At 32.2% G+C, this 22,615-nt stretch carries 18 protein-coding genes; 7 read left to right on the top strand and 11 right to left on the bottom strand.

The genetic code is table 11. From position 1 onward, the window contains the following. Window positions 1-11 precede the first annotated feature (11 nt). Window positions 12-1,262, top strand: coding sequence for a cation:dicarboxylase symporter family transporter (locus C8C83_RS17950; protein ID WP_121329757.1), 1,251 nt, complete (start codon window positions 12-14; stop codon window positions 1,260-1,262). A 249-nt stretch (window positions 1,263-1,511) separates the two neighbouring features. After that, entirely contained in the window at window positions 1,512-2,432 is a 921-nt protein-coding gene (locus tag C8C83_RS17955) for a 2-dehydropantoate 2-reductase (RefSeq protein WP_121329758.1), read from the top strand. A gap of 1 nt (window position 2,433) precedes the next feature. Here the strand turns inward: C8C83_RS17955 and C8C83_RS17960 are convergent, their stop codons facing one another. Beyond that, window positions 2,434-2,628 carry a hypothetical protein gene (locus C8C83_RS17960; protein WP_121330088.1) on the bottom strand — a complete coding sequence of 65 codons (195 nt, stop codon included), beginning with the start codon at window positions 2,626-2,628 and terminating at the stop codon, window positions 2,434-2,436. Window positions 2,629-2,793: 165 nt separating this feature from the next. Between C8C83_RS17960 and C8C83_RS17965 the strand changes: the two genes are divergently transcribed. Further along, the gene (locus tag C8C83_RS17965; protein ID WP_121329759.1) at window positions 2,794-3,342 is read left to right on the top strand and encodes a hypothetical protein; all 549 of its coding nucleotides are present in this window, start codon (window positions 2,794-2,796) and stop codon (window positions 3,340-3,342) included. A 31-nt stretch (window positions 3,343-3,373) separates the two neighbouring features. On the opposite strand, the gene C8C83_RS17970 is transcribed toward C8C83_RS17965, so the two are convergent. Together C8C83_RS17970 and C8C83_RS17975 are read right to left on the bottom strand one after the other, a co-directional pair. Next, entirely contained in the window at window positions 3,374-4,063 is a 690-nt protein-coding gene (locus tag C8C83_RS17970; RefSeq protein ID WP_121329760.1) for a response regulator transcription factor, read from the bottom strand. 10 nt (window positions 4,064-4,073) lie between these two features. Further along, on the bottom strand, window positions 4,074-5,432 hold the full coding sequence (locus C8C83_RS17975) for a HAMP domain-containing sensor histidine kinase (protein ID WP_121329761.1): 1,359 nt from the start codon (window positions 5,430-5,432) through the stop codon (window positions 4,074-4,076). A gap of 342 nt (window positions 5,433-5,774) precedes the next feature. On the opposite strand from C8C83_RS17975, the gene C8C83_RS17980 reads away from it, so the two are divergent. After that, window positions 5,775-7,889, top strand: coding sequence for an outer membrane beta-barrel family protein (locus C8C83_RS17980; protein ID WP_132011831.1), 2,115 nt, complete (start codon window positions 5,775-5,777; stop codon window positions 7,887-7,889). Between the two features lie 54 nt (window positions 7,890-7,943). Here the strand turns inward: C8C83_RS17980 and C8C83_RS17985 are convergent, their stop codons facing one another. Beyond that, a complete protein-coding gene (locus C8C83_RS17985; protein WP_121329762.1) occupies window positions 7,944-8,546 on the bottom strand; it encodes an RsmD family RNA methyltransferase in 603 nt (200 codons plus the stop codon). Further along, complete coding sequence (locus C8C83_RS17990) at window positions 8,543-9,364, bottom strand: DUF3822 family protein (protein ID WP_121330089.1); 822 nt, start codon at window positions 9,362-9,364, stop codon at window positions 8,543-8,545. Before C8C83_RS17990 ends, C8C83_RS17985 begins: the two co-directional genes overlap by 4 nt. A 405-nt stretch (window positions 9,365-9,769) precedes the next feature. Between C8C83_RS17990 and C8C83_RS17995 the strand changes: the two genes are divergently transcribed. Both C8C83_RS17995 and ygiD read left to right on the top strand, forming a co-directional pair. Further along, window positions 9,770-11,194 carry an AAA family ATPase gene (locus C8C83_RS17995; protein WP_121329763.1) on the top strand — a complete coding sequence of 475 codons (1,425 nt, stop codon included), beginning with the start codon at window positions 9,770-9,772 and terminating at the stop codon, window positions 11,192-11,194. A gap of 94 nt (window positions 11,195-11,288) precedes the next feature. Then, the gene (gene ygiD / locus C8C83_RS18000) at window positions 11,289-12,119 is read left to right on the top strand and encodes a 4,5-DOPA dioxygenase extradiol (protein ID WP_121329764.1); all 831 of its coding nucleotides are present in this window, start codon (window positions 11,289-11,291) and stop codon (window positions 12,117-12,119) included. Window positions 12,120-12,339: 220 nt separating this feature from the next. Here ygiD and C8C83_RS18005 read toward each other — a convergent pair whose 3' ends face one another. Continuing rightward, entirely contained in the window at window positions 12,340-13,674 is a 1,335-nt protein-coding gene (locus tag C8C83_RS18005) for a PQQ-binding-like beta-propeller repeat protein (RefSeq protein ID WP_121329765.1), read from the bottom strand. 130 nt (window positions 13,675-13,804) lie between these two features. Between C8C83_RS18005 and kdsB the strand changes: the two genes are divergently transcribed. Continuing rightward, on the top strand, window positions 13,805-14,536 hold the full coding sequence (gene kdsB / locus C8C83_RS18010) for a 3-deoxy-manno-octulosonate cytidylyltransferase (RefSeq protein WP_121329766.1): 732 nt from the start codon (window positions 13,805-13,807) through the stop codon (window positions 14,534-14,536). Between the two features lie 218 nt (window positions 14,537-14,754). Here kdsB and C8C83_RS18015 read toward each other — a convergent pair whose 3' ends face one another. The 5 genes from C8C83_RS18015 to C8C83_RS18035 all read right to left on the bottom strand — a co-directional run bounded on the left by C8C83_RS18015 (window position 14,755) and on the right by C8C83_RS18035 (window position 22,586). Continuing rightward, window positions 14,755-17,166 carry an alpha-ketoacid dehydrogenase subunit alpha/beta gene (locus C8C83_RS18015; RefSeq protein ID WP_121329767.1) on the bottom strand — a complete coding sequence of 804 codons (2,412 nt, stop codon included), beginning with the start codon at window positions 17,164-17,166 and terminating at the stop codon, window positions 14,755-14,757. 188 nt (window positions 17,167-17,354) lie between these two features. Beyond that, window positions 17,355-20,105, bottom strand: a complete 2,751-nt coding sequence (locus tag C8C83_RS18020; RefSeq protein WP_121329768.1) for an aminopeptidase — start codon at window positions 20,103-20,105, stop codon at window positions 17,355-17,357. Between the two features lie 301 nt (window positions 20,106-20,406). After that, the gene (locus C8C83_RS18025; RefSeq protein ID WP_116751253.1) at window positions 20,407-21,135 is read right to left on the bottom strand and encodes a TIGR00730 family Rossman fold protein; all 729 of its coding nucleotides are present in this window, start codon (window positions 21,133-21,135) and stop codon (window positions 20,407-20,409) included. 235 nt (window positions 21,136-21,370) lie between these two features. Continuing rightward, on the bottom strand, window positions 21,371-21,730 hold the full coding sequence (locus tag C8C83_RS18030; protein ID WP_121329769.1) for a cupin domain-containing protein: 360 nt from the start codon (window positions 21,728-21,730) through the stop codon (window positions 21,371-21,373). Between the two features lie 235 nt (window positions 21,731-21,965). After that, window positions 21,966-22,586, bottom strand: coding sequence for a hypothetical protein (locus tag C8C83_RS18035; RefSeq protein WP_121329770.1), 621 nt, complete (start codon window positions 22,584-22,586; stop codon window positions 21,966-21,968). Window positions 22,587-22,615: the final 29 nt, after the last annotated feature.

The following is a 22,615-nucleotide window of genomic DNA, read 5'->3' on the forward strand; positions in this document are numbered from 1 at the left end:
AATCTATCCTCATGAATATAACCGCCCCAAAATCTTCTAAGAAACCAAAGAAAAGTACTTTTAAAGTCATCATAACCAATCTTACTTTTTGGGTTCTGATTGCTATTATCGCAGGTATTTTGCTTGGACATTTTTCGCCTGAAAATGGTGTGAAAATGGAAATACTAGGAAAAAGATTCATTGATATTATCAAACTTTTTATTGGTCCGATTATCTTTCTAACGATTGTTTTAGGAATTTCCGGAATGGGAAATCTGAAAAAAGTAGGCCGAATTGGAATAAAAGCTCTCGGATATTTTGAAGTGGTTTCGACCGTAGCTTTGGCTATTGGAGTTTCTGTTGCTTATCTTTTTAAACCTGGAAAAATTGATAGATCAGGATTGACTCTTGGCGATGCAAGTCAATATACAAGTGGTACTGCCAAACATTTTTCGTGGTTAGAGTTTTTCTTTTCGAACTTTACTTTGCAGGTTTTATTGGCAGCGATTGTTTGCGGTATTGCCTTGAATTTTTATAAAAAAAGAGAACAAACGATTTTAGTTTTAGAACGTTTTTCGAAAGTAGTTTTCCTTGGATTAAAATACGTAATGTATTTAGCTCCAATCGGTGCTTTTGGTGGAATGGCTTTTACGATTGGTAAATTTGGTTTACAAACTTTGATTCCGCTTGGGAAATTGATGTTATGTGTTTATTTAACCATGGCGTTATTTGTGTTTCTGGTTTTGGGAAGTATTTTGAGATATTATAAAATCAGTATTCTTTCGATTTTAAAATATATTAAAGAAGAACTTTTATTGGTTTTAGGAACTTCGTCTTCAGAAGCCGCTTTGCCAAGTATTATGGTAAAATTGGAACAAATGGGTTGTAGTAAATCGGTTGTGGGTTTAGTGATTCCAACTGGTTATTCTTTTAATCTTGACGGAACTTCGATTTATTTATCGATGTCGGTGATATTTTTGGCACAGTTGTATGATGTTCATTTGAGTTTTTTCGAAATATTAAGTGTTATCGGAATCCTGATGGTAACGTCAAAAGGTGCGGCAGGAGTAACCGGAAGCGGATTTATAGTTCTAGCGTCGACTTTGACGGCTTTGCATAAGATTCCGGTCGAAGGTTTGGCCTTTTTACTGGGAGTTGATAAATTTATGAGTGAAGCGCGAGCAATAACCAATTTAATTGGAAATACTGTGGCGACAATTATAATCTCGAAAACAGAGCATGATTTTACAGAGTTGAATTTGGAACCTGTTTTGGAGGAGTAACTTTGTGTTGAATGACTTTGTGTTGAATGGCACGCGGATTGTACGGATTCGCTTTCGCGAAAGCGCGGATTTATGCGGATTTTTTTTCTCATTTTTGTCCTTGCGAGGAACGAAGCAATCTCATTTGCTATATTAATTATTGTCTGGTAGGAGTGTGGTTGCTTCGTTCCTCGCAATGACAAACCGGGCGAGTATTAGATCAAAAATTCGCGTTAATTAGTGTAATTCGTGGCTAAAAAAATAATAATTATGAAAAGAATCGGAATCTTAGGACTTGGCGGAGTTGGTGGTTATTTTGGAGCACTTTTGGCGAAAGCTTATTTTGGATCGGATGCGATTGAAATTGTCTTTATTGCACGTGGAGAAACGCAAAGAATAATTGCTCAGGACGGATTAAAAATCGTTACTGATGAATCTGAATTTATTGTTCGTCCAAAATTGGTTTCGAATAATCCGGATGAAATTGGACAATTAGATTATTTAATTTGCGCTACCAAAACCTATGATATTGAAGAAAGTTTACTTTCGCTAAAAAAATGTATTCTTCCGGAAACGGTGATTCTTCCTTTATATAATGGAGTTGATGCACCGGAACGTATTCAGGAGTTATTTCCTGAAAATGTAGTTTTGGAAGGTTGTGTTTATATTATTTCGATGATTTTTTCGCCAGGAACAATTCGTAAGATGGGTTTTTATGAAAAGTTATTTTTTGGTTCTAAAACGGCTTCAAAATCAAAATTAGAAGAATTGCAAAACATCTTGCAAAAGGCAAAAATCGAAAGTTATTTGGTTGATAATATTGAAGAAACGGTTTGGGAGAAATTTATCTTTATTTCGGCGTTGGCTTCTGCAACTTCCTATTTAAATGAAAATATTGGCGATATTTTACGCAATCCCGAATCTAAAGAACTTTATGTTCAATTGATACATGAAATTGTAGCAGTTGCCAATGCTAAAGGCTTGAAATTGCCTGATGATATTGTAGAACAAACAATCGTAAAATTAGAGAAGTCACCAAAAGAAGCGACTTCATCTATGCATAGAGACTTATTGGCAAGCAAAAATACAGAAGCAATTTCATTGACTCAGTTTGTAGTAAAAGAAGGCGCTAAATACAATGTCGAAACTCCTGCTTACAAAAAAATTGCTGACGTTTTATTGCCACAATAAATTATGATTCGTCTTTTGTAGTACGTACCAGACTGATTCCGGAGGTAAAGAAAACAATACCCAGAATTCCATAAATAATTAACGATTTTATATCTCTTGTTGCTCCGGATGTACTGGAGAATATCACGGCTGTATAAATAAGTCCAACGATGCCAAGAATGGTTAGTAAGGCTCCAAAAAATCTTTTTAGGTTCATGATTTCTAGTTTTAAAGTGTTCATAGCAAATGTATTAGCTTGGCTGTTGAAACCGTTATACAATTGCTTTTAAAACTTATATTTTTTTCAGTGTTAAAACGTTCTTTTAATACGATTTGTATTATTTAAATACTATTTTTGGCGCAACCAATTTAAATAACCAAAATGAAAAAAAAATATTTGTTCTTATGTCTTGCCGTTCTTTTATTTAATGGAGTTTATGCACAAGATGAAGTTGTAACTTCTGTTAGAAAACATCAATTTAAAATTAATATGTTCACTCCGGGTTTTGTTTATGAACATGGCTTTGATACTAAAAATACACTTTACTCAGAACTAAGTTTGAATATAGGTTACAGACATAATGATTTTTATGATGAATCTAGTTGGTATTTTGTGCCAACAATTAACGAACAATTTCGTCACTATTATAATCTGGAAAAAAGAGCCGCCAAAGGAAAAAGAACAGCCTATAACTCGGGGAACTTTTTTGCTGCCTCAGTCTCTTATAACTTTGAATCTATTTCTTCAAATAGTTGGTTTAATGAATATTCTCCTTCTGTAACAATTGGTCCGCTTTGGGGTTTTCAAAGAACTTACAAAAGAAAATTTAATTTGGAACTAGGCTTAGGTGCCGGTGTTAATATTGATAAATATGACACAGAATTTACGCCTATTATTAATTTTACATTAGGATGGGTTATTGGAAAATAATCTATAAATAAAATAGAAAAACCTTGACGAATCAAGGTTTTTCTATTTTAAATTCTAAGCCAATATTACGTGTACTTTCAATACTGATTTTTGGATCTGAATTGAAATATTTTCTAAGTCTGCTGATAAAAACATCCATACTTCGTCCTGAGAAATAATCATCTTTTTTCCACACCGACATTAAAATTTGATCTCTCTTTAATAACTGATTATGGTTCAGATATAAATACTCAATTAGCGAAGCTTCCATTTCTGTAAGTTGCTGGACATGATTTTTATTATTCAGTGTTAATCTTTCATTATCAAAAACATAAGAGCCAATTTCAATTATATTGTTTCCTTCCAGAGTTCTTTTTTGCTCGATTCTCTTTAGGATATTCTGCAAACGCAAAACCAGTTCATCAACTTCAAAAGGTTTTATGATATAGTCGTCAGCACCAAGTTTTAATCCGGTGATTTTGTCTTCTTTTAACTTTCTTGCTGTTAGAAAAATAAATGGAATCTCAGGATTAATCGTAATTATTTTTTCGGCCAATGAAAATCCGTCCAATTTTGGCATCATGACGTCAAAAACACAAATATCAAAATCCTGGTTTTTAAAATAGTCTAAAGCTATTTCTCCATTTTCTGCCCAGATTACTTCAAATTGATGTAATTCTAAATATTTTTTTAAAATTCCGGCAAAATCAAAATCGTCTTCAGCTAAAAGTAATCTTTTCAAAATAAGGTAATTAAATTTTTAATAAAATAGTAAACTGAGTTCCTTTTCCTAAATCACTCACAACGTTAATTGTGCCCTGATGCGCTTTTATAATTTGATTGACATAATACAAACCTAAACCTAAGCCTTTTGTATTATGAAGATTTCCTTGTTCTACACGGTAGAATTTTTCGAAAAGTAGGGATTGTTTGTTCTTTTCAATTCCAATTCCGTCATCTTCAATACTAATAGAAAATTGATTTTGGACTATTCTTGTTTTTATCGTAATTGTATTTGAACCATATTTTACAGCATTTTCCAAAACATTTAAAAAAGCCGTTGTGAGATGAAATTTATCTAAAACTAAAATTGTTTTCTGCGTTTGAAAATCAGTTTGAAGATTGATTTTTGGGAATGTAATTTTAAAATCATTCACAATTGCAGTAAGAAAATCTTCGGTTTCTATCTTTTCTTTTTGTAATTCAATTTCATTTTCAGCCAGCGAATTTGCCATAACCTGATCGATCAAGTTTTGTAAACGATTGTTTTGGCGTGAAATCGTATTGACAATCGAGTTGAAGTTTTCATCATTGTCACGAATATTTTTGTTCTCCAGGATTTTAGTCGAAATACTTAAAGTTGCCAATGGCGTTTTTAGTTCGTGTGTAATATTATTGATAAAATCTGTTTTGACATCGCTTACTTTTTTCTGTTTAATTAAGGCTTTTATTGCAATTACAAATAGCGTTATAAGCGTTAAAATAGATAATAAAGACAAAATCAAAACAACTGTCATTCGTCTCAGAATAATCATTTCCCAGTCGATTACAGAAACGTACATTGAATCTTCTGTCAATAATTTGTAATCCTGATTGGCGTAAGTTCCGTTTGTGGTTCCAACGTAATTGCGAACCAGAAAAGCATGATTTAGAGAAATCAGGTTTCCGTATAATTTATTTTGAATAAAAGGCTTTTGAGAGAAAATTGTATCTGCTTTTTTTCTGTTTTGATACAAAATGAATTTATTTAGTACAATTGCAAAATCAATTTTAAGATTCGGTAAATCGCGTTCGAACTTACGTTTAATTTTTTGTGTTAATGCATCTTGAAATTCATTGTCAAGAATCCCTTTTTTTACATCAAATTTGGTTGTTTTTCCTTTAAGGTAATTCTCTGATAAATTTTTATAAAGGGCTTCTTTTCTGGAAACAATTGCAGAATCTATATCACTGTAGTTGTTTGATATCTGGGCGATTTCATTTTTAATTTCCGTATGAAATTGCGCCACTTTATAATCGTATGTCGTTTTTACCAAATAGCATTGAACCGTCGATAAAACGATCAAAGCGATAACAGAAAATGCGATTAATAAATTGATTCTTTGTTTCATAATGTTTTGTTGGCACACGGATGACGCAGGTTAAACTGGTTTACACAGATTTTTTTGTTTTTCACGCTGATTTGAAAATGATTTCTTTAAATCTACGAGAGATTATGTCGCGCGGATGACGCTGATTAAACGGATTTATACAGCTATTATTGAACAAAACTAATAAAAACAAAATCAGCGTAAATCCGTTCAATCCGTAAAATCCGTGGCGAATTCTCCAGTTCAAAAATAATGCTTTTATAGTTCAAAAAGTACGTTAACTCCGCATTAACCTTCAATTAACCTTCAGAACTCATTTTTAGAAGCACTTTTGCATTGTTTCAATCTAAAATCAATCAAAAAATGAACATTTCTTTACCTTTTAAACTTTTTCTAATTTTAATTTTATTTTGTTGTTCGCTATTTGCAAATGCACAAACCGAAACTCCTAAAGACAGTATTTCGAATAAGTTAAATGAAGTTGTGATTACTCAAAACAAAAAAACTTTTACTAATACAAACGGGAATATTAAAGTTGATGTTGCCAATTCGATTTACAATTCGATTCCAAATTCAGTCGATTTATTGGCAAAATTACCAACCGTTCAGCTTAGTTCCGACAAAGAAAGTATTACGGTTATTGGTAAAGGAAGTCCGCTGATTTATATTGACAATCAAAAAGTAGGAATGAACGATTTGAATGCTTTGGCTGTAGCCGATATTAAAACCATCGAAATTATTCAGAACCCATCTTCTAAATATGAAGCCGAAGGACGTTCTGTGATTCTAATTACAAGAAAATTTAGCAAAAAAGACAGCTTTAGAACGGAGATTTCTGAGGTTGCTTCTTTCAAAAAAAACTACAACAATTACCTTGGGTTTAATTCTAATTTCAAAAAAAACAAACTCGAACTGAAAGCAAATTTTAATTACAATCGTTTAAATCCTTGGGAAAATCATAGTATAGATTATCAAATTCCAACTGCGGATATTGCTTCTAAATACGATGTAACGGCTGATACAAAAAGAAAACAATTCGTATTTGGAGGAGGTTTGTTTTATAAAATAAACGAAGATGATTATTTCTCATTTAGTGTCAATAGTAAGTTGCAAACTGATGTTTTTCCAATCAATACAATAACGGATAATAAAAATAAAGACGAAATAAATCATGTTGTAACTGCTAGTGATAATATCGGCAGAAAGAATTTTGTAAACTCATTTTTGAACTATTCAAAGAAAATAAAAGCAATTGACATGCAGGTTTTTACCGGACTTCAATATTCAAATTTTGACCAGACTTCTTTGAGTAATGTTCAGGATAATTTTAATGATTCAGGATTTGAATTGACGCAAAATCGAGATCAGAAATTTAAAGTAAATGTTTTTTCCGGAAGAATTGATACAGAGAAAAAATTCAAAAACGAAATGAAATTAGAAGCTGGAGGATTGTATTCTTCTGCTAATTCAAAATCTGATTTTGATATTTTGTATTATGAGACAAATGTAAAAGAAATAAGTCATTATGATTTTAGCGAGCAAAATTTAGCAGGATATAGTCAGCTCTCCGGAAAGATTAAAAAAGTCGATTTTTCAGTTGGTTTTAGAGTTGAGAATACTAATGTAGACGGGAAATTCAGAAGTGATTTAACGCCTTTAGTTGATAAAAATTATACCAAATTTTTCCCGAAAGCACAGTTTACATTTGCAATTGACAGCACAAGAAATATTAGTCTAAATTATGCTAAAACTATTTCCAGACCCAATTATTCGTCTTTAAGTCAGGGCGCGACGTATATAAATCCTTATTTTTTGTACGCACGTAATATTTTCCTAGATCCAACAATTACCGACGAAATTGCAGCTACTTTTCAATATCATGATAAGTCGGTTAGACTTAGTTATTATCAGACCAAAGATCCAGTTTATAATACTTTCTCTTTTGACGATCAAAATAATATAATGACTTTTAAGGATATAAATTTCGATAAAAGCTCTGGCTTTACAACTGAATTTGTGCTACCATTCACGTATAAATTTTGGACAACAACGAATTCTTTGATTTTTATTTTAGAGAAAATTGAAGATCATAGTGCTGTATTTATGAGCTCTAAACCTTATGCTTATTTTAGTTCAAATAATGAGTTTAAACTTCCAAAGGAATATTTTTTTAATTTGAATTTTTGGGGATTAACAAAACAATATACTGGAGTTTTTGTTACAAATCCCAGATTTGTAGTTGATATGACGGTTTCAAAAAAATTCCTCAAAAAATGGAATTGTACTTTAAGCTGGAATAATATTTTTAAAAATAATATTCAAACAGAAAAATTTACCATTAACAAGGTTAATTCAAAAGCGAGATATGTTGTAGATAATCAAGAAGTTTCAATATCGATAAAATATTCTTTTGGAAAGGTAAAAGGAACAGAATTTAAGGAGAAAAGCATTGATGAGAATGAAAGCAGAGTTCGATAAAAACAAAAAATCCCTTGAATTTCAAGGGATTTTTTTATGATTTAAAAAAGGAAATTATCCTTCGTCTTCTTCTGTTATTTTAATGAAATCATCAGGAAGTTCTTCATCATCGTCCGTAGAATTTAATTCGAAGAAACTAAAGAAAGATCCGCCGTAGCTTTTCTGAAAAGAAAAATTACTTAAATGCTCCATTTTTGTATATTTCGAATGCTCTATAATCATCATTCCGTCTTCATGAAGTAAATCTCTTTCGAAAACTGTTAAGACAATTTTTTCAAAAGCATTCTGATCTAATCCGTAAGGTGGATCTGCAAAAATAATATCGTATGATGTTTTGCAGTTTTCCAGAAATTTATAAACATCACTTTTCGTAGCTGCGATATTAAAATCATATTCTGAAGCGACTTGCTTTACAAATTTTACGCATCCAAAATCACCGTCAACAGAGGTAATTGGAGCACTTCCGCGTGAAGCGAATTCGTAACTGATATTACCGGTTCCCGAAAATAAGTCTAAAACCTTTAAGCCGTCAAAACTAAAATGATTATTTAAAACATTAAACAATGCTTCTTTACTCATGTCAGTCGTAGGTCTTACAGGAAGGTTTTTTGGCGGAAAAATTCGGCGTCCTTTGTATTTTCCTGAAATGATTCTCATGATTGAAATAAGATATAATGTTTTTGATTTTGTGCAGTTGAAAAGCGGTTTCTTTGCTGTAAAGTTTCTACATCCATAAACGAAATATGGCGAATGTACTTGTAAGCAATGGCATAAAACGGGTCGTTTCTATCTATTATTCCTAATAATTCAAGCGGAAAACTTTCTGGGTTTAAGCTCAATTGTTCGGCAGTAAATAGAATATAATAGAGAAAATCTTCTGGAGTCTGGTATTCAAAAGAATTGAATAATAGCAGTTTTTGATTTTGTACAACGATTATTTCAAAATGGTCCGGATTGAAATTCACAACCATTTTTTTCTCATCATTGTTTTTTGAATTTTCAATAATTTTCTCCACCAAAATACTGTTAACATGTTTGTAATCGAACGAACCAACAGTGTCAATTAAAAAGTTATTAATATTGACATATGGAATATAAACCGAATTCATTTCGTATTTTGAAAGGTGATCGAAAGTAAAAAAATCGGTTTCAAAAACTTTTGTAGTGTATTGTAAATAACTTGCTAAGTAATTTTCGTCGAACAAAGCCGACGGTACAAAAGTTGAAAGATTGTTGTTGTGAATTACCAAAATCTCGTCGTAAGAATCTTTTAATTCAGGATAGTTTTTAAAAGCAGCACTATATAAGTCTTCAATTTTTGATGTTTTTTGTGCAGCATCAAAGTTAACTTCGTTAAACGCTGTAATAGTATTGTTTAGAGTATCAAAACAACAAAATGAAAATCCATTCAAGGAAACCTGAATAGATAATTTTTTGTAATTTTTTGAAGTGATATTAGTATTTTGCAATGACATATTTGATTTACAATTCGTTACCTGTTTTTGAATCAAGAAAGAATTTAAGGCGAGTACAAACTTACAAATTAAAAAGGAAGAATTATAATTGCAATTTCAAAAAACAATTTCAATTAGATTTTAAAGCAAGGTTAAGTTTTCTTTACTTATAAGTGATGTAGGTATTTTAAGATTTAGCTTTGTGTATTGATTTCAGGATAATATGAACTTATATCACTTATATGGTGGAAAAATATTATCATAATTCGTTTCCCAAGGTTGAAAGCTTGGGCTATGGTTGGTTTCTGTAATAAAGCTTTTGTATTGATTCCTGGATAATATGAACTTATATTACTTATATGGTGAAGAAATATTAAATTGACATTGCCATTAAAAAGCCCGTACTTTGTATTTCAATTTTACCTTATGAATTCATCATTGTTTTACGGTGTTTTGCAAAAAAGATTTCCGTTTCCTCCAACATACAAACAGGATATATTTTTTCAGAAAATCGCTATTTTCTTAACGGACACACATAACGATACTATTTTTGTACTAAAAGGATATGCCGGAACGGGAAAAACGACTGTGATTTCGACAATTGTAAATAATCTTGGAGATATTAATAAAAAGTTTGTTTTGCTGGCGCCAACGGGTCGTGCGGCAAAAGTAATTTCCAATTATTCGAATACGCCCGCTTTTACAATTCATAAAAAAATATATTTTCCTAAAAAGTCGGCTGGTGGAGGCGTTGCTTTTACCAAGCAATTGAACAAGCATAAAAACACCATTTTTATCGTCGATGAGGCTTCGATGATTTCTGATAGTAATTCAGATTCTAAGCTTTATGATAACGGATCGCTTCTGGACGATTTGATTTCGTACGTATATTCCGGAACCAATTGCAAGATGATTCTCCTTGGAGATACAGCGCAGTTGCCGCCCGTGAATTTAGATATTAGTCCGGCACTTGATACGCATACTTTGGCAGCTCATTATAATAAAGAAATCAAGCATATCGAACTTGACGAAGTAATGCGTCAGGAGGAAAGCTCTGGGATTTTATTTAACGCTACGGAATTACGTGAAATTCTAAAAGAAAGCTTTATTACCGAGTTTAAATTCAATGTAAAAAGGTTTAAAGATATTGTTCGTTTAACGGATGGTTACGATATTCAGGATGCAATTAATTCGGCTTACAGCAATTATAGTATTGAAGATACAGCGTTTATAGTTCGTTCGAATAAAAGAGCGAATCAATATAATGAACAGATCAGAACGAGGATTTTGTTTAAAGAAAGTGAGCTTTCTGTGGGCGATTTCCTGATGGTGGTTAAGAATAATTATTTCTGGCTAAAAGAAACTGATGAAGCAGGATTTATTGCCAATGGTGATATTATTGAAGTTTTGGAGCTTTTTGGAATCAAAGAATTATACGGATTTACTTTTGCAAAAGTAAAAATCAGAATGGTCGATTATCCTGATCAGAAACCTTTTGAAACGGTTTTGTTATTAGATACAATCAAAAGTGAATCTCCATCTTTAACGTATGAAGAATCTAATCGTTTGTATGAAGAAGTAATGAAGGATTATGAAAATGAAACGACAAAGTATAAGAAGTTTCAGAAAGTAAAAGAAAACGAGTATTTTAACGGATTACAAGTGAAATTCTCCTATGCGATTACGTGTCATAAATCACAAGGTGGACAATGGAATACCGTTTTTATTGAACAGCCATATTTACCAAACGGAATCGATCGTGATTATATCAGATGGCTTTATACCGCTATGACACGTGCTAAAAATAAGTTATATTTGATAGGATTTAAAGACGAGAGTTTTGAAGAATGATTAGTTGCCACGAATTTCACGAATTAGTACAAATTACTTTTGAGTTCAGTAAATTAGTGTAATTCGTGAAATTCATGGCGAAAAAACAGCAACAATGACAACATTAAACGACTTACATTCGATTTCATCAACGTTTTCGAATACAGATAAAATGCCGGTTTTGTTTTTAGGACACGGCAGCCCAATGAATGCAATTGAAGAAAATCAGTTTGTGACTGGTTTTCGAAATTTGGCTAAAACATTGCCACAACCAAATGCGATTCTATGTGTTTCGGCGCATTGGTTTACAAACGGAACCAAAGTAACTTCGATGCAAATGCCAAGAACGATTCATGATTTTGGAGGTTTTCCGCAAGCTTTATTTGATGTACAATATCCTGCAAAAGGAAGTCCTGAATTAGCTTTGGAAACTCAGAAAATTTTAGAACCTGTTCACGTAGATTTAGATGAACATTGGGGTTTAGATCATGGCGCCTGGAGTGTCATCAAGCACTTATATCCAGAGGCAAATGTTCCGGTAATTCAGTTGAGTATTGATTATACAAAATCAGGACAATATCATTTTGAGTTGGCTCAGAAGTTACAATCATTGCGTCGAAAAGGTGTTTTGATTATCGGAAGCGGAAACATAGTTCATAATCTTCGTCTGGTTGATTTCAGAAATTTTGATAAAGACAATTACGGTTACGATTGGGCGATTGAAGCGCGTGAAACCGTTAACAATTATTTATTGGACGGAAATTTTCAGCCTTTGATTGATTTCGAAAAGATGAATAAAGCGATTCAATTGGCGATTCCAACTCCGGATCATTATTTACCTTTATTATACACATTAGGTTTAAAAGAAAAAACAGAAGAATTGAGTTTGTTTAATGATAAATTATTAGCTGGTTCTTTGAGTATGACATCGGTGAAAATCATGTAATAAATTTTACCGCAAAGCGCGCAAAGGTTTTTCGCAAAGAGCACAAAGTTTACAAGCTATACGACGAAACATATTAGGTAAAGCTTAGCGAACTTTTAGACAAATAGAAGAAAAACAAAGCTTAGCGAACTTTGCGAAAAACCTTTGCGCGCTTTGAGGTAAAATGCGTTTTCCAGATCAGGTTAAAAAGCTATAAAGACAAATAGATTCACAAAATCTTCTATTTTTCTAAATTATAAGCATATAAATATTCGTCAGCGCTTCCAAAGTAAATAGTGTTATTATCGATAAATGGCGATGAAACAATAGAGCCTAATTGATAAAATTGATCCATCACTTTTTTATTGTTATCATAAACTGACAGATCTTCGTTTTGACCAGCATATCCAAAATCTAATAAGTCATTTTTTAAGGTTGAAGCTGCGAATTGTTTGCGATTTTCTGTGCTTACTAAATTTGATTTTTTTCCATTTGAAAGTAAATCCAAAGAGAAGAAATTCCCAGTGAAATCTCCAAAATAAATCGTGTTTCCAGCAATTGCCGGTGAATTATAAATATAACCATTTGCTTTAAAACGATATTTTTCGGCTCCGGTTTTAGCATCCAAAGCCAATAAAGCATAAGTATCAGATGTTCCTACATAAATAGTATTGTTTTGAATTACAGCAGAACTTAAGATCCAGGAATTTTCGGCATTATACTTCCAGATTAGTTTTCCGTTTTCGGCATTTAAAGCAAAAAAGAACGGTTCTCTTGCTCCAAAATAAACTTTACCGTCAGAAACTGCAACAGAAGATTGGATTCCTTTAAAACCAGTTTTTGTTCCCGTGGCAAAATTCCATATTTCTTTTCCGGTTTCAATATTCAATGCATATAATGTAGCGTCCCAACCTCCAATGTAAATTTTATCCTGATCTATTACAGGAGTTCCGTGAATGGGTCCGTTAGTTTTGAATTTCCATTTTAAGTCACCTGTTTTAGCGTCTACAGAATATACGTTTCCATCGCTGCTTCCGAATAAAACTGCGGCTGCTTTTCCGTTTTCATAAACCACAGGAGATGATAAATAAAAGCTCCATAAATCCTCCATATATTGGGTTTCCGGTTTCATTCCCCACATTCCAATTTCGCCAAGCCAATGTTCGCCGCCAGTTTTAAATTTCCAGATTAGTTTTCCGTCTTCTTTGTTTATGGCATAATAATTTCCATCAAAACTGCCAAAGTAAATGGTGTTTTCAAATATACTTGCAGAACTGTGAATTGCTCCATTAGTTTTGAATTTCCATTTTGTTTTTCCTGATTTTACTTCAATTGCATATAGAAAACCGTCTTCACTGCCAATATAAACAATACCATTTTTTACAACTGGAGAAGCAAAGATTTTACCTTCGGTTTTGTATTTCCATTTTAAGTTATCAAGTGGCTGATATCCTTTTCCATCAAAAATGTGGTTTGAAAATGCGTTAATTATTTTAGGATTATTCTTTTGGCTTAAAGCCGAAGTAATAAAAAATAAATTGAATAAAAGCAGAATCAATACCGACAGTTTTTTCATGATGTTTTTTCTTATAAATATAATGTATTTTTAAAATCACGGCAATCACATTAAATCGTTCTGTTGTGATTATTTTTTTAAACTTAATTTCGAATAGTTACATTTGTTTACGTTTAAAAATAAATTTAAAATGAAAATAATAGCTGTAATTCCGGCACGATATGCTTCAACACGTTTTCCTGCTAAACTGATGCAGGATTTAGGTGGAAAAACTGTGATTTTAAGAACTTATGAAGCTGCGGTTTCAACAAAATTGTTCGACGATGTTTTTGTAGTAACTGATTCTGATTTGATATTTGATGAGATCGTAAATCACGGTGGAAAAGCCATTATGAGCATCAAAGAGCATGAATCAGGAAGTGATAGAATTGCTGAAGCTATTGCAAATTTAGATGTTGATATTGTTGTAAATGTGCAAGGCGATGAACCTTTTACAGAAGCTGGACCTTTAGAACAGGTTTTGTCTGTTTTTAAAAATGATGAAGATCGCAAGATTGATTTGGCTTCGTTAATGCGTGAAATTACAAATGAAAACGAGATAAATAATCCAAATAATGTAAAAGTGGTGGTTGATCAATCGCAATTTGCATTGTATTTTTCGCGTTCCGTGATTCCGTATCCTAGAGATAAAGACGTTGGAGTGCGTTATTTTCAACACATCGGGATTTATGCTTTTAGGAAACAGGCTTTGTTAGATTTTTATAGTTTGCCAATGAAATCTTTGGAAGCTTCTGAGAAGTTAGAGCAGCTACGTTATTTAGAATTCGGAAAACGTATTAAAATGGTTGAAACAACTCATGTTGGTATTGGGATTGATACGGCAGAGGATTTAGAGAAGGCTAGGGCTATATTGAAGGCTTAGTTTGCGGGGAATGGCACGCGGATGACAGGGATTCGCTATCGCGAAGACGCGGATTTTTTGTCATTGCGAGGAACGAAGCAATCTCACTTGTTTTATCACGTCATGTTTTTATAGTGTGATTGCTTCGTTCCTCGCAATGACGTAATTTGTGTAAAAATAAAAAAGCTTGTAAACAATTGTCTACAAGCTTTTTTTATATTCAAAACCGAATTAAATTCTTAGTATAAACTAGGGAATTTAGACGGATTAACTTCATTCATCATGCTGTATACTTTTTCAAAAATATCTTCGGCAGAAGGTTTTGAAAAGTAGTCACCATCAGTTCCGTATGCTGGTCTGTGTTCTTTGGCAGCAAGAGTTTGCGGTTTACTGTCTAAGTAATTATAAGCGTCCTGGTCTTCCAGAATTTGTTGTAAAATAAATGCTGAAGCTCCACCTGGAACATCTTCGTCAATTACTAAAAGACGATTTGTTTTGGCAATACTTTTTACAATATCCTTGTTAACGTCAAACGGAAGTAAAGACTGAATATCGATTACTTCACAATCAATTCCTAAATCCAATAATTCTACAGCCGCTTGTTCTACTAATCTTAATGTTGATCCGTAAGAAACTAAAGTAATATCTGAACCTTCTTTTAGAGTTTCAACTACACCAATTGGTGTTTTGAATTCTCCAAAATTCAGTGGAGTTTTTTCTTTTAAGCGGTAACCATTCAAACATTCGATTACTAAAGCCGGTTCGTCAGTCTCTAAAAGAGCGTTGTAAAAACCTGCCGCTTGGGTCATATTTCTAGGAACCAAAACGTGAATTCCGCGAATAGCGTTAATAATCATTCCCATTGGAGAACCAGAATGCCAGATGCCTTCCAGACGATGTCCGCGGGTTCTGATGATTAATGGCGCTTTTTGTTTTCCAACGGTTCTGTATTGTAAAGTAGCCAAATCATCACTCATGATTTGAATCGCGTACAATAAATAATCTAAATATTGAATTTCAGCAATAGGGCGTAAGCCTCTCAAAGCCATTCCAATTCCTTGTCCAAGAATAGTTGCTTCACGAATACCAACATCGGCAACACGAAGTTCACCGTATTTTTCCTGCATTCCTTCTAAACCTTGGTTTACGTCACCAATGTTTCCTACGTCTTCACCAAAGATTAAAGTTTCAGGATATTTGCTGAATAAAGCGTCAAAATTGTCACGTAAAATCATACGTCCGTCTAAGTCGGCTTTTGCATTTTCGGCATATTCAGGGAGTACTTTCTGAACTGAAAATACATTTTGTTCAGAATCAGAATATAAGTTACTGCTGAATTTTTCCTGAGTAACTCCAATATAATCTGTGATCCATTTTGATAGTATAGCTTTACTATTTGGAACTTCGATAAAGCGTAAAATCTTTCTTGCGATAACAAGCATTTCCTTTTTTAAAGGTGATTTTATAGCGCTTAATTCAGAGATGTATTTTTTAATTCTTTCTTTATGATTGATGCTTGCCTCAGCAATTTGCTCCAATAATACTAAAAGATTTTTTTGATCTTCGATAATTGGATTTATAAAAGAGTTCCAAGCTTCTTTTTTGGCTTCAAGAACTTCTTTTTTCAATTCAAAATCAATTTCAGCTAATTCCTCAGGAGATGCAATATTGATGGCGATCATCCATAAACGCATCTGACGAATACAGTCAAAATCTTTTTCCCAAGCCAGTCTTTCTGCATTTTTGTAACGTTCATGAGAACCAGAAGTAGAATGTCCTTGTGGCTGAGTTAATTCGTTTACGTGAATTAAAACAGGAACGTGTTGTTCGCGTGCGATTGCACCGGCTCTTTCATAAGTAGAAACTAACTCGGCATAATCCCAACCTTTTACTCTAAAAATATCATAACCTTTAGAATCTTCGTCGCGTTGGTATCCTTTTAAGATTTCAGAGATGTTTTCTTTTGTAGTCTGATGTCTTGCGTGAACCGAAATTCCGTATTCATCATCCCAAACACTCATAACCATTGGTACTTGTAGTACTCCGGCAGCATTTATAGTTTCAAAAAACAAACCTTCAGATGTACTTGCATTCCCAATAGTTCCCCATGCAACTTCGTTTCCGTTTACAGAAAATTTGTCTTTGATAGTAATACCATCAACATTTCTGTAAATTTTTGAAGCTTGAGCTAATCCCAATAATCTTGGCATTTGTCCGGCTGTTGGAGATATATCTGCGCTTGAATTTTTTTGTTTTGTTAAGTCTTTCCAAGATCCGTCTTCGTTTAAACTGTGCGTTACAAAGTGTCCGCCCATTTGTCTTCCTGCAGACATTGGATCAAAATCTAAATCGGTATGACCGTATAAACCTGCGAAAAATTGCTTTGGAGTCAGCTCGCCAATTGCCATCATAAAAGTCTGATCGCGATAGTATCCGGAACGGAAATCTCCGTTTTTAAAAGCTTTTGCCATAGCAAGCTGTGGCACTTCTTTTCCGTCTCCAAATATTCCAAATTTGGCTTTACCAGTTAATACTTCTTTACGACCTAAAAGACTACATTCGCGGCTGGTTACTGCAATTCTATAGTCGTTCAATACCTCAGTTTTGAAATCTTCAAATGTTAATGTAGTATTGCTTTTTTCTTTTATCATAATCTTGGAGAGTCATGTTTACTCTGCGAAATTACTTAAAAACAATCAATAATCATAATTCTTTAAAATAAATATAATTCAATTATTTGTATTTAAAACCAAAAAACTACGTACTTTTTTTGTGGTATTTTTATGTAAAATTTGTTTTTTGTGATAATAATGCAGGTTTTTATTTAAAATTCATTCGATTAGAACCATTTTCTAGTGAAAAGATTGACTAATGTTTTTGGGGATAAAGTCATTACAAATCGTATTTTTTGGTCATAATTTTTTTGAGAAACCTCCCATCCATTATTTGAATAAACCGGAAAATAGATCTCAAAATAGTCCGGAACCAGATTTAACCGTATACCGCTATCATAAACAAAGTCTGCACTTTGATGTTTACTTTTCATAAAACCAAGATCTCCGTACATTTCAATCCAGTTCCAAATCGAATAACTGGCATTTAGAGTTGTCATCCATTGATTTGCGTATGCTGGTTCTATTTTTGATTTAAAACCTCCTTCGGCCATTACAAATTGCTGACTAAAGAATCCCGTACTTTCAGATCTTCCATAAAAATTATAATCAAAAAGATAATCCGTTGGACGATCTAAACCAAAACTAAAATAATCTGAATTTGTAGAGTTATATATAAAAGCTCCGGCGTACATTCTTAAATTTAATTTATGATTGTTTTCGAATAACCTTCTATATTCAACTTCTCCCGCAATTTTTCCGAAATCTCCTGAAAATTGGAGATCATTCATATAATTGAAATGGTTTATCAACTCAGTTTTTGTATTTGAATAACGTGCATTGAAAACCGAATAATTTGGTTTTGAATTGTCAGTTATATACTTGCTTGCTTCACGATTTACAATTACCTGACGAAACAGTATTAACTGTTTTCTATTGTCTCTAAAATTTTCTTCACGGATTCTAAACTGAACCATCGGATTTAATCTGAAATATGCAGCGTCAGGAGCGTAGTGATAATAATTTTGACTAATTGAATATCGTACATTATATAAGGTACTATTTCTATAATATTCGCTCCATGAAAATGCCGAAGAACCGGAAATTGTCCCTGCATTTATAGAATAAGCAGGATTAATGTCAAAAGTAAACGGTTTGTCAAGAATAGTTTTGTTATGAAAACGAACTCCTGGCGTCAAACCATCGTATAAATTATAAGTAAGCGTTGGGATGTATAAAATCTGATTGTAATAGGGATCTTCAAGATCTTTTGCAAAATTAAATTTTATAGGACGATTTACTATTACAACACTTTTAAGAGATTTCCAATTGTTTCTTTGATTGTATTCCGGAACCTCATTGTCGTAATTCAGAACCAGTTTGTCTGCATTTTTTCGGGCAAATTCATAAATCGAATCATTATTCCTTGGTTCAATCCATTGCTTGAATACTACTTCATTTTTCTTAATTCCATAAACTGGAATTGGGACAAAGTTATCTGTCTTATTTTTTATTTTAAATTGAACACTGTCTTTAGTTCTCGAAACATTCGTAAACTTATAATCAATAATATCACGCGAATCTATAATGGTGTTGAAAAACCATTTGATATTTTTTGGACTGTTTTTCGTTAATATTTTTTCGAAATCATAGCGATTCGTTTGTTCTTTTTTGTTCAGATTATAAAATTCCTGAACACTTTCAGGAACGATATTATGATTTAGATAATCATCTAAATAACTCAGACTTAAACCTGCGCGATATTTGCTCGCAATTTGTTCATTGAATTTTATTAAAGTATTTTTTGGGTCGCCAAGTGGCTGATCGAGATTTTTTCTCGCCATTAACATATAATAATAGCTGTATTGCTCGTTGAAAGTCAGATTTGTAATGTTATAACTTTTAAACAGTTTCATGTCCGAAAGTCGTCCAAGCATTTTTTGATCCAGGTGATTTTGCTCCATGTATTTCATCATGGCATAAATCTGAATTCCGTCATAAACCCAATTGTCTTTTCTGGGATCGAGGTGCAAACTATTTTTTAAATAATTATTCAGATACGTTTTTAAGAAAGTTATCTCAAAGATAAAATCATCACTAAACGGACTTATAAACGATGGTAACTGATTTAATCCATAAAAAGGATTTCTATCATAATCTACCTGAGAAATCAATATTTTTTCATGTGGATATTTCCCAATAAAATTATTTGCAAAAGTAGCCACTCGATCAATTATAATTGCCTTTTGAATTTCATCCAGTTTCTTGGTTTTTAAATCCGATAAAACTTCTACAAGACTATTGTCATAACTTTTGAATGTATTCTGTTTTTCGATATAAAAATTAAAATCTGTTCTGTTATTTCCAGAGAATAAATAAGTGCTAAAAGAAGGATTCGTAATATCTTTTGAAACCGAATTCAAATCTGTTGTAATAGAATAGCTGGCAGGAAGTTTTATTTCGATTTGATAATCAGTACTCGCATTAGCAATATCATCCAGATTGAAATTATTATTTTTTGTAAAACTATGATTTTCAAATCTTGCAGGACTTAGAAACCAGTTTTTCAAAATCATTCCACCATTTTGAGTAAAACCATAACGCGTAAATTTGTCACTTGGAATTTTAGAGATATAAGTAAGATGCAAATCTATTTTTTCTCCCGGATATAATTTTCGATTTAGTTTAACAATGATGTAATCAGGATTCTTGTCTGTTCTTACCCATTCAAACGCCATATTATCAGAATCTGAGAGATTCAAAATCGTAGTATTTCCTCTTTCAGCAGGTTTAGCAAGATGAAAACCTCTATAAAACTCATCAGAAAAACGTTTTGCAAGTGGCGTATTTTTATCTGAGAAAGCATTGTTCCAATCGTTTAAAACAATTGTATTCAATGTATCCTTAGATGTATTATAATATGTGATATCCTGTTTTACATTCAGGGTTTTGAGTTCAAGATTAACCGCCACTTCCATCTTAGACTGATGTTGTGCGTACTGTTTTACCGAACTGAATAAAACTAAAACAAATAAAATAATTCTACAAATTGATTTCAAGGATAGTTCAGATATTAATGAATATAACTTAATTTACGAGCGTATAATTGTTTTGGTTTTATGTAAAAATAGCATAAAAAAAGCTGTTTTAAAAAACAGCTTTACTTTTTTGTAAGATTTAATGTAATTAAACATATGAGTGACGTAAGTTCATGTTATTTTAAGCATAGCATAACGTGAATTTAAATTGGTTTACATCATTTATATGTCTAAAATATTTTTAGAAATTCGGACTTAAGTCGTATTTCTTGTAGAATTTATCTAATACATCAACTACTTCATCTTCAGTGTCTACGATTTTAAATAAGTTTAAATCTTCCGGGCTTACAGTTTGCATTTTTTCAACCAAAACAGTTTTTACCCAGTCAATCAATCCAGACCAAAATTCAACACCAACTAAAATAATTGGGAATTTTCCAATTTTCTTAGTCTGAATCAAAGTAATCGCTTCAAACATTTCGTCAAGAGTTCCAAAACCACCTGGCATAACCACAAAACCTTGCGAATATTTAACGAACATAACTTTTCTCACAAAGAAATAATCGAAATTCAGGTTTTTATCGTGGTCAATATACGGGTTAAAATGCTGCTCAAAAGGTAATTCGATATTCAAACCAACCGAAGTTCCGCCTCCTAAATGCGCACCTTTATTTCCAGCTTCCATGATTCCGGGACCACCTCCTGTGATCACACCGTAACCAGCTTTACTGATTTTGAATGCAATTTTCTCCGCCAATAAATAATACTTATCATCTGGTTTTGTTCGCGCCGATCCAAAAATCGATACACAAGGACCAATACGTCCCATGCTTTCATAACCGTTTACAAATTCGGCCATGATTTTAAAAATCGCCCAGCTGTCATTTGTTCTAATTTCATTCCACGTTTTTTGTTTCAAACGATCCTGAATTACTTTGTCCTCATCATTATCAAAATCTTCTAATCTCATTTTAGGTATTTTAATTATTTATATTTTTATTTCTAGCTGTGTCGTTTTAAATTGTTATCCTGAGCGTAGTCGAAGAGGAAGGAGCTATTTCCTGCTGTCCACTATATTCCCGATAAACAAAAACTACAGCTAAAAAGCTTTGTTTTTCTAAATCGGGAGATGCCGTTTCCATCAGGGCTAGGGCATCAGTTTTCAATTGAAACATTGTTTTATAAAAGGAAAAAATCTCCTTTAATTAATACGTTTGTTCTTCAATTGATTTAGTAATGTTGCTTTTGACCTTTCCGGTATGTTCAGTAGTTTTCGATTCAATTAGCATTATAGAACATTCCTCAATCGATGAAACCCTGTGATTGATGCCTTTTTTTACAACAAACAAATCACCTTTTCTCATCATGAAAGAGGGTTCGTTTTCAATTTCCATTAAAAGTTCACCATCTATAATGTAAAATAATTCGTCTTCATTCTCGTGATTATGCCACGGAACTTCCTGACCTTTTATTTTCGCTACTTTAATATATTGATCGTTTACTTCATCAATTATTTTAGGCGAAAAATATTGGTCTACACCAGTTAACTTCTCTTTTAGATTCATAGATTTTTATCTTAGTCTTGCCAAAATCAAACGCTTTGATAAAAAGGGCGTACTAAATTAGTGCTTTTTTCGAGAATTGTTACAGAAATGGAGATTTATTAATTTAAATGTAACGTTTAAAATAGGATCATTCTTGTGTTCTTATTCATTATCAATAGATTGGAGTATGTAATGAATTGTATTATTTTTGAATAGGATAATTAGTCACTTTATGTTTTTCGAATATTCTTATTTCTTAGTTGAAATATATAAAATCAGTGTATCTATTTATGTTATGTTTTATTTTAAATTTTTGTAATTCTGTATAATCCAATAATCGTATAATTATATTTTCATCTTTAATTCTCTTAGAGAGATATAATTTTGGTAAAATGATTTTTTCAAAATAATCCCATAAAAAATTGAATTCTTTAGGAGCATCAATGTAAAAAAGATGTTTATGAGTTACGTCTTGAAAAGTGAATGATATATAATTTTCAATTCCTTGATATTTACCATCTTCATCTTTCCATTTACCTTTAAATGCGATTATGTTTATTTGGATATTTTCTAAGTCATTCCAATTGTATAAAAGAGATTCTTCGTCTTCCCAAATTTCTACTTCATTCTCACTAAAACATATGAATTTATTTTTTTGAATTATTTTTAAGGTTGTGAATTTATAATCTGTAAAATGATTAAATGTCAACATTCCTAAAAAACCAAACGGTAGACTTAAGCAATAGAATCCTTGTGCAGTGAAAACACCATAAGAAAAAGGGATAAAGATAAAAGCAATTAAAGACAAGCTTAAATACCGTTCTAATTTTGTTGGATTTGGATGAATTACAAGTGGAAACGTTAATTTATCGGTCATTAATAAATCTGTTTTTTATTTCTTCATTT

The organism is Flavobacterium sp. 90, from assembly GCF_004339525.1.
In the GTDB taxonomy this organism is placed as follows: Bacteria; Bacteroidota; Bacteroidia; order Flavobacteriales; family Flavobacteriaceae; genus Flavobacterium.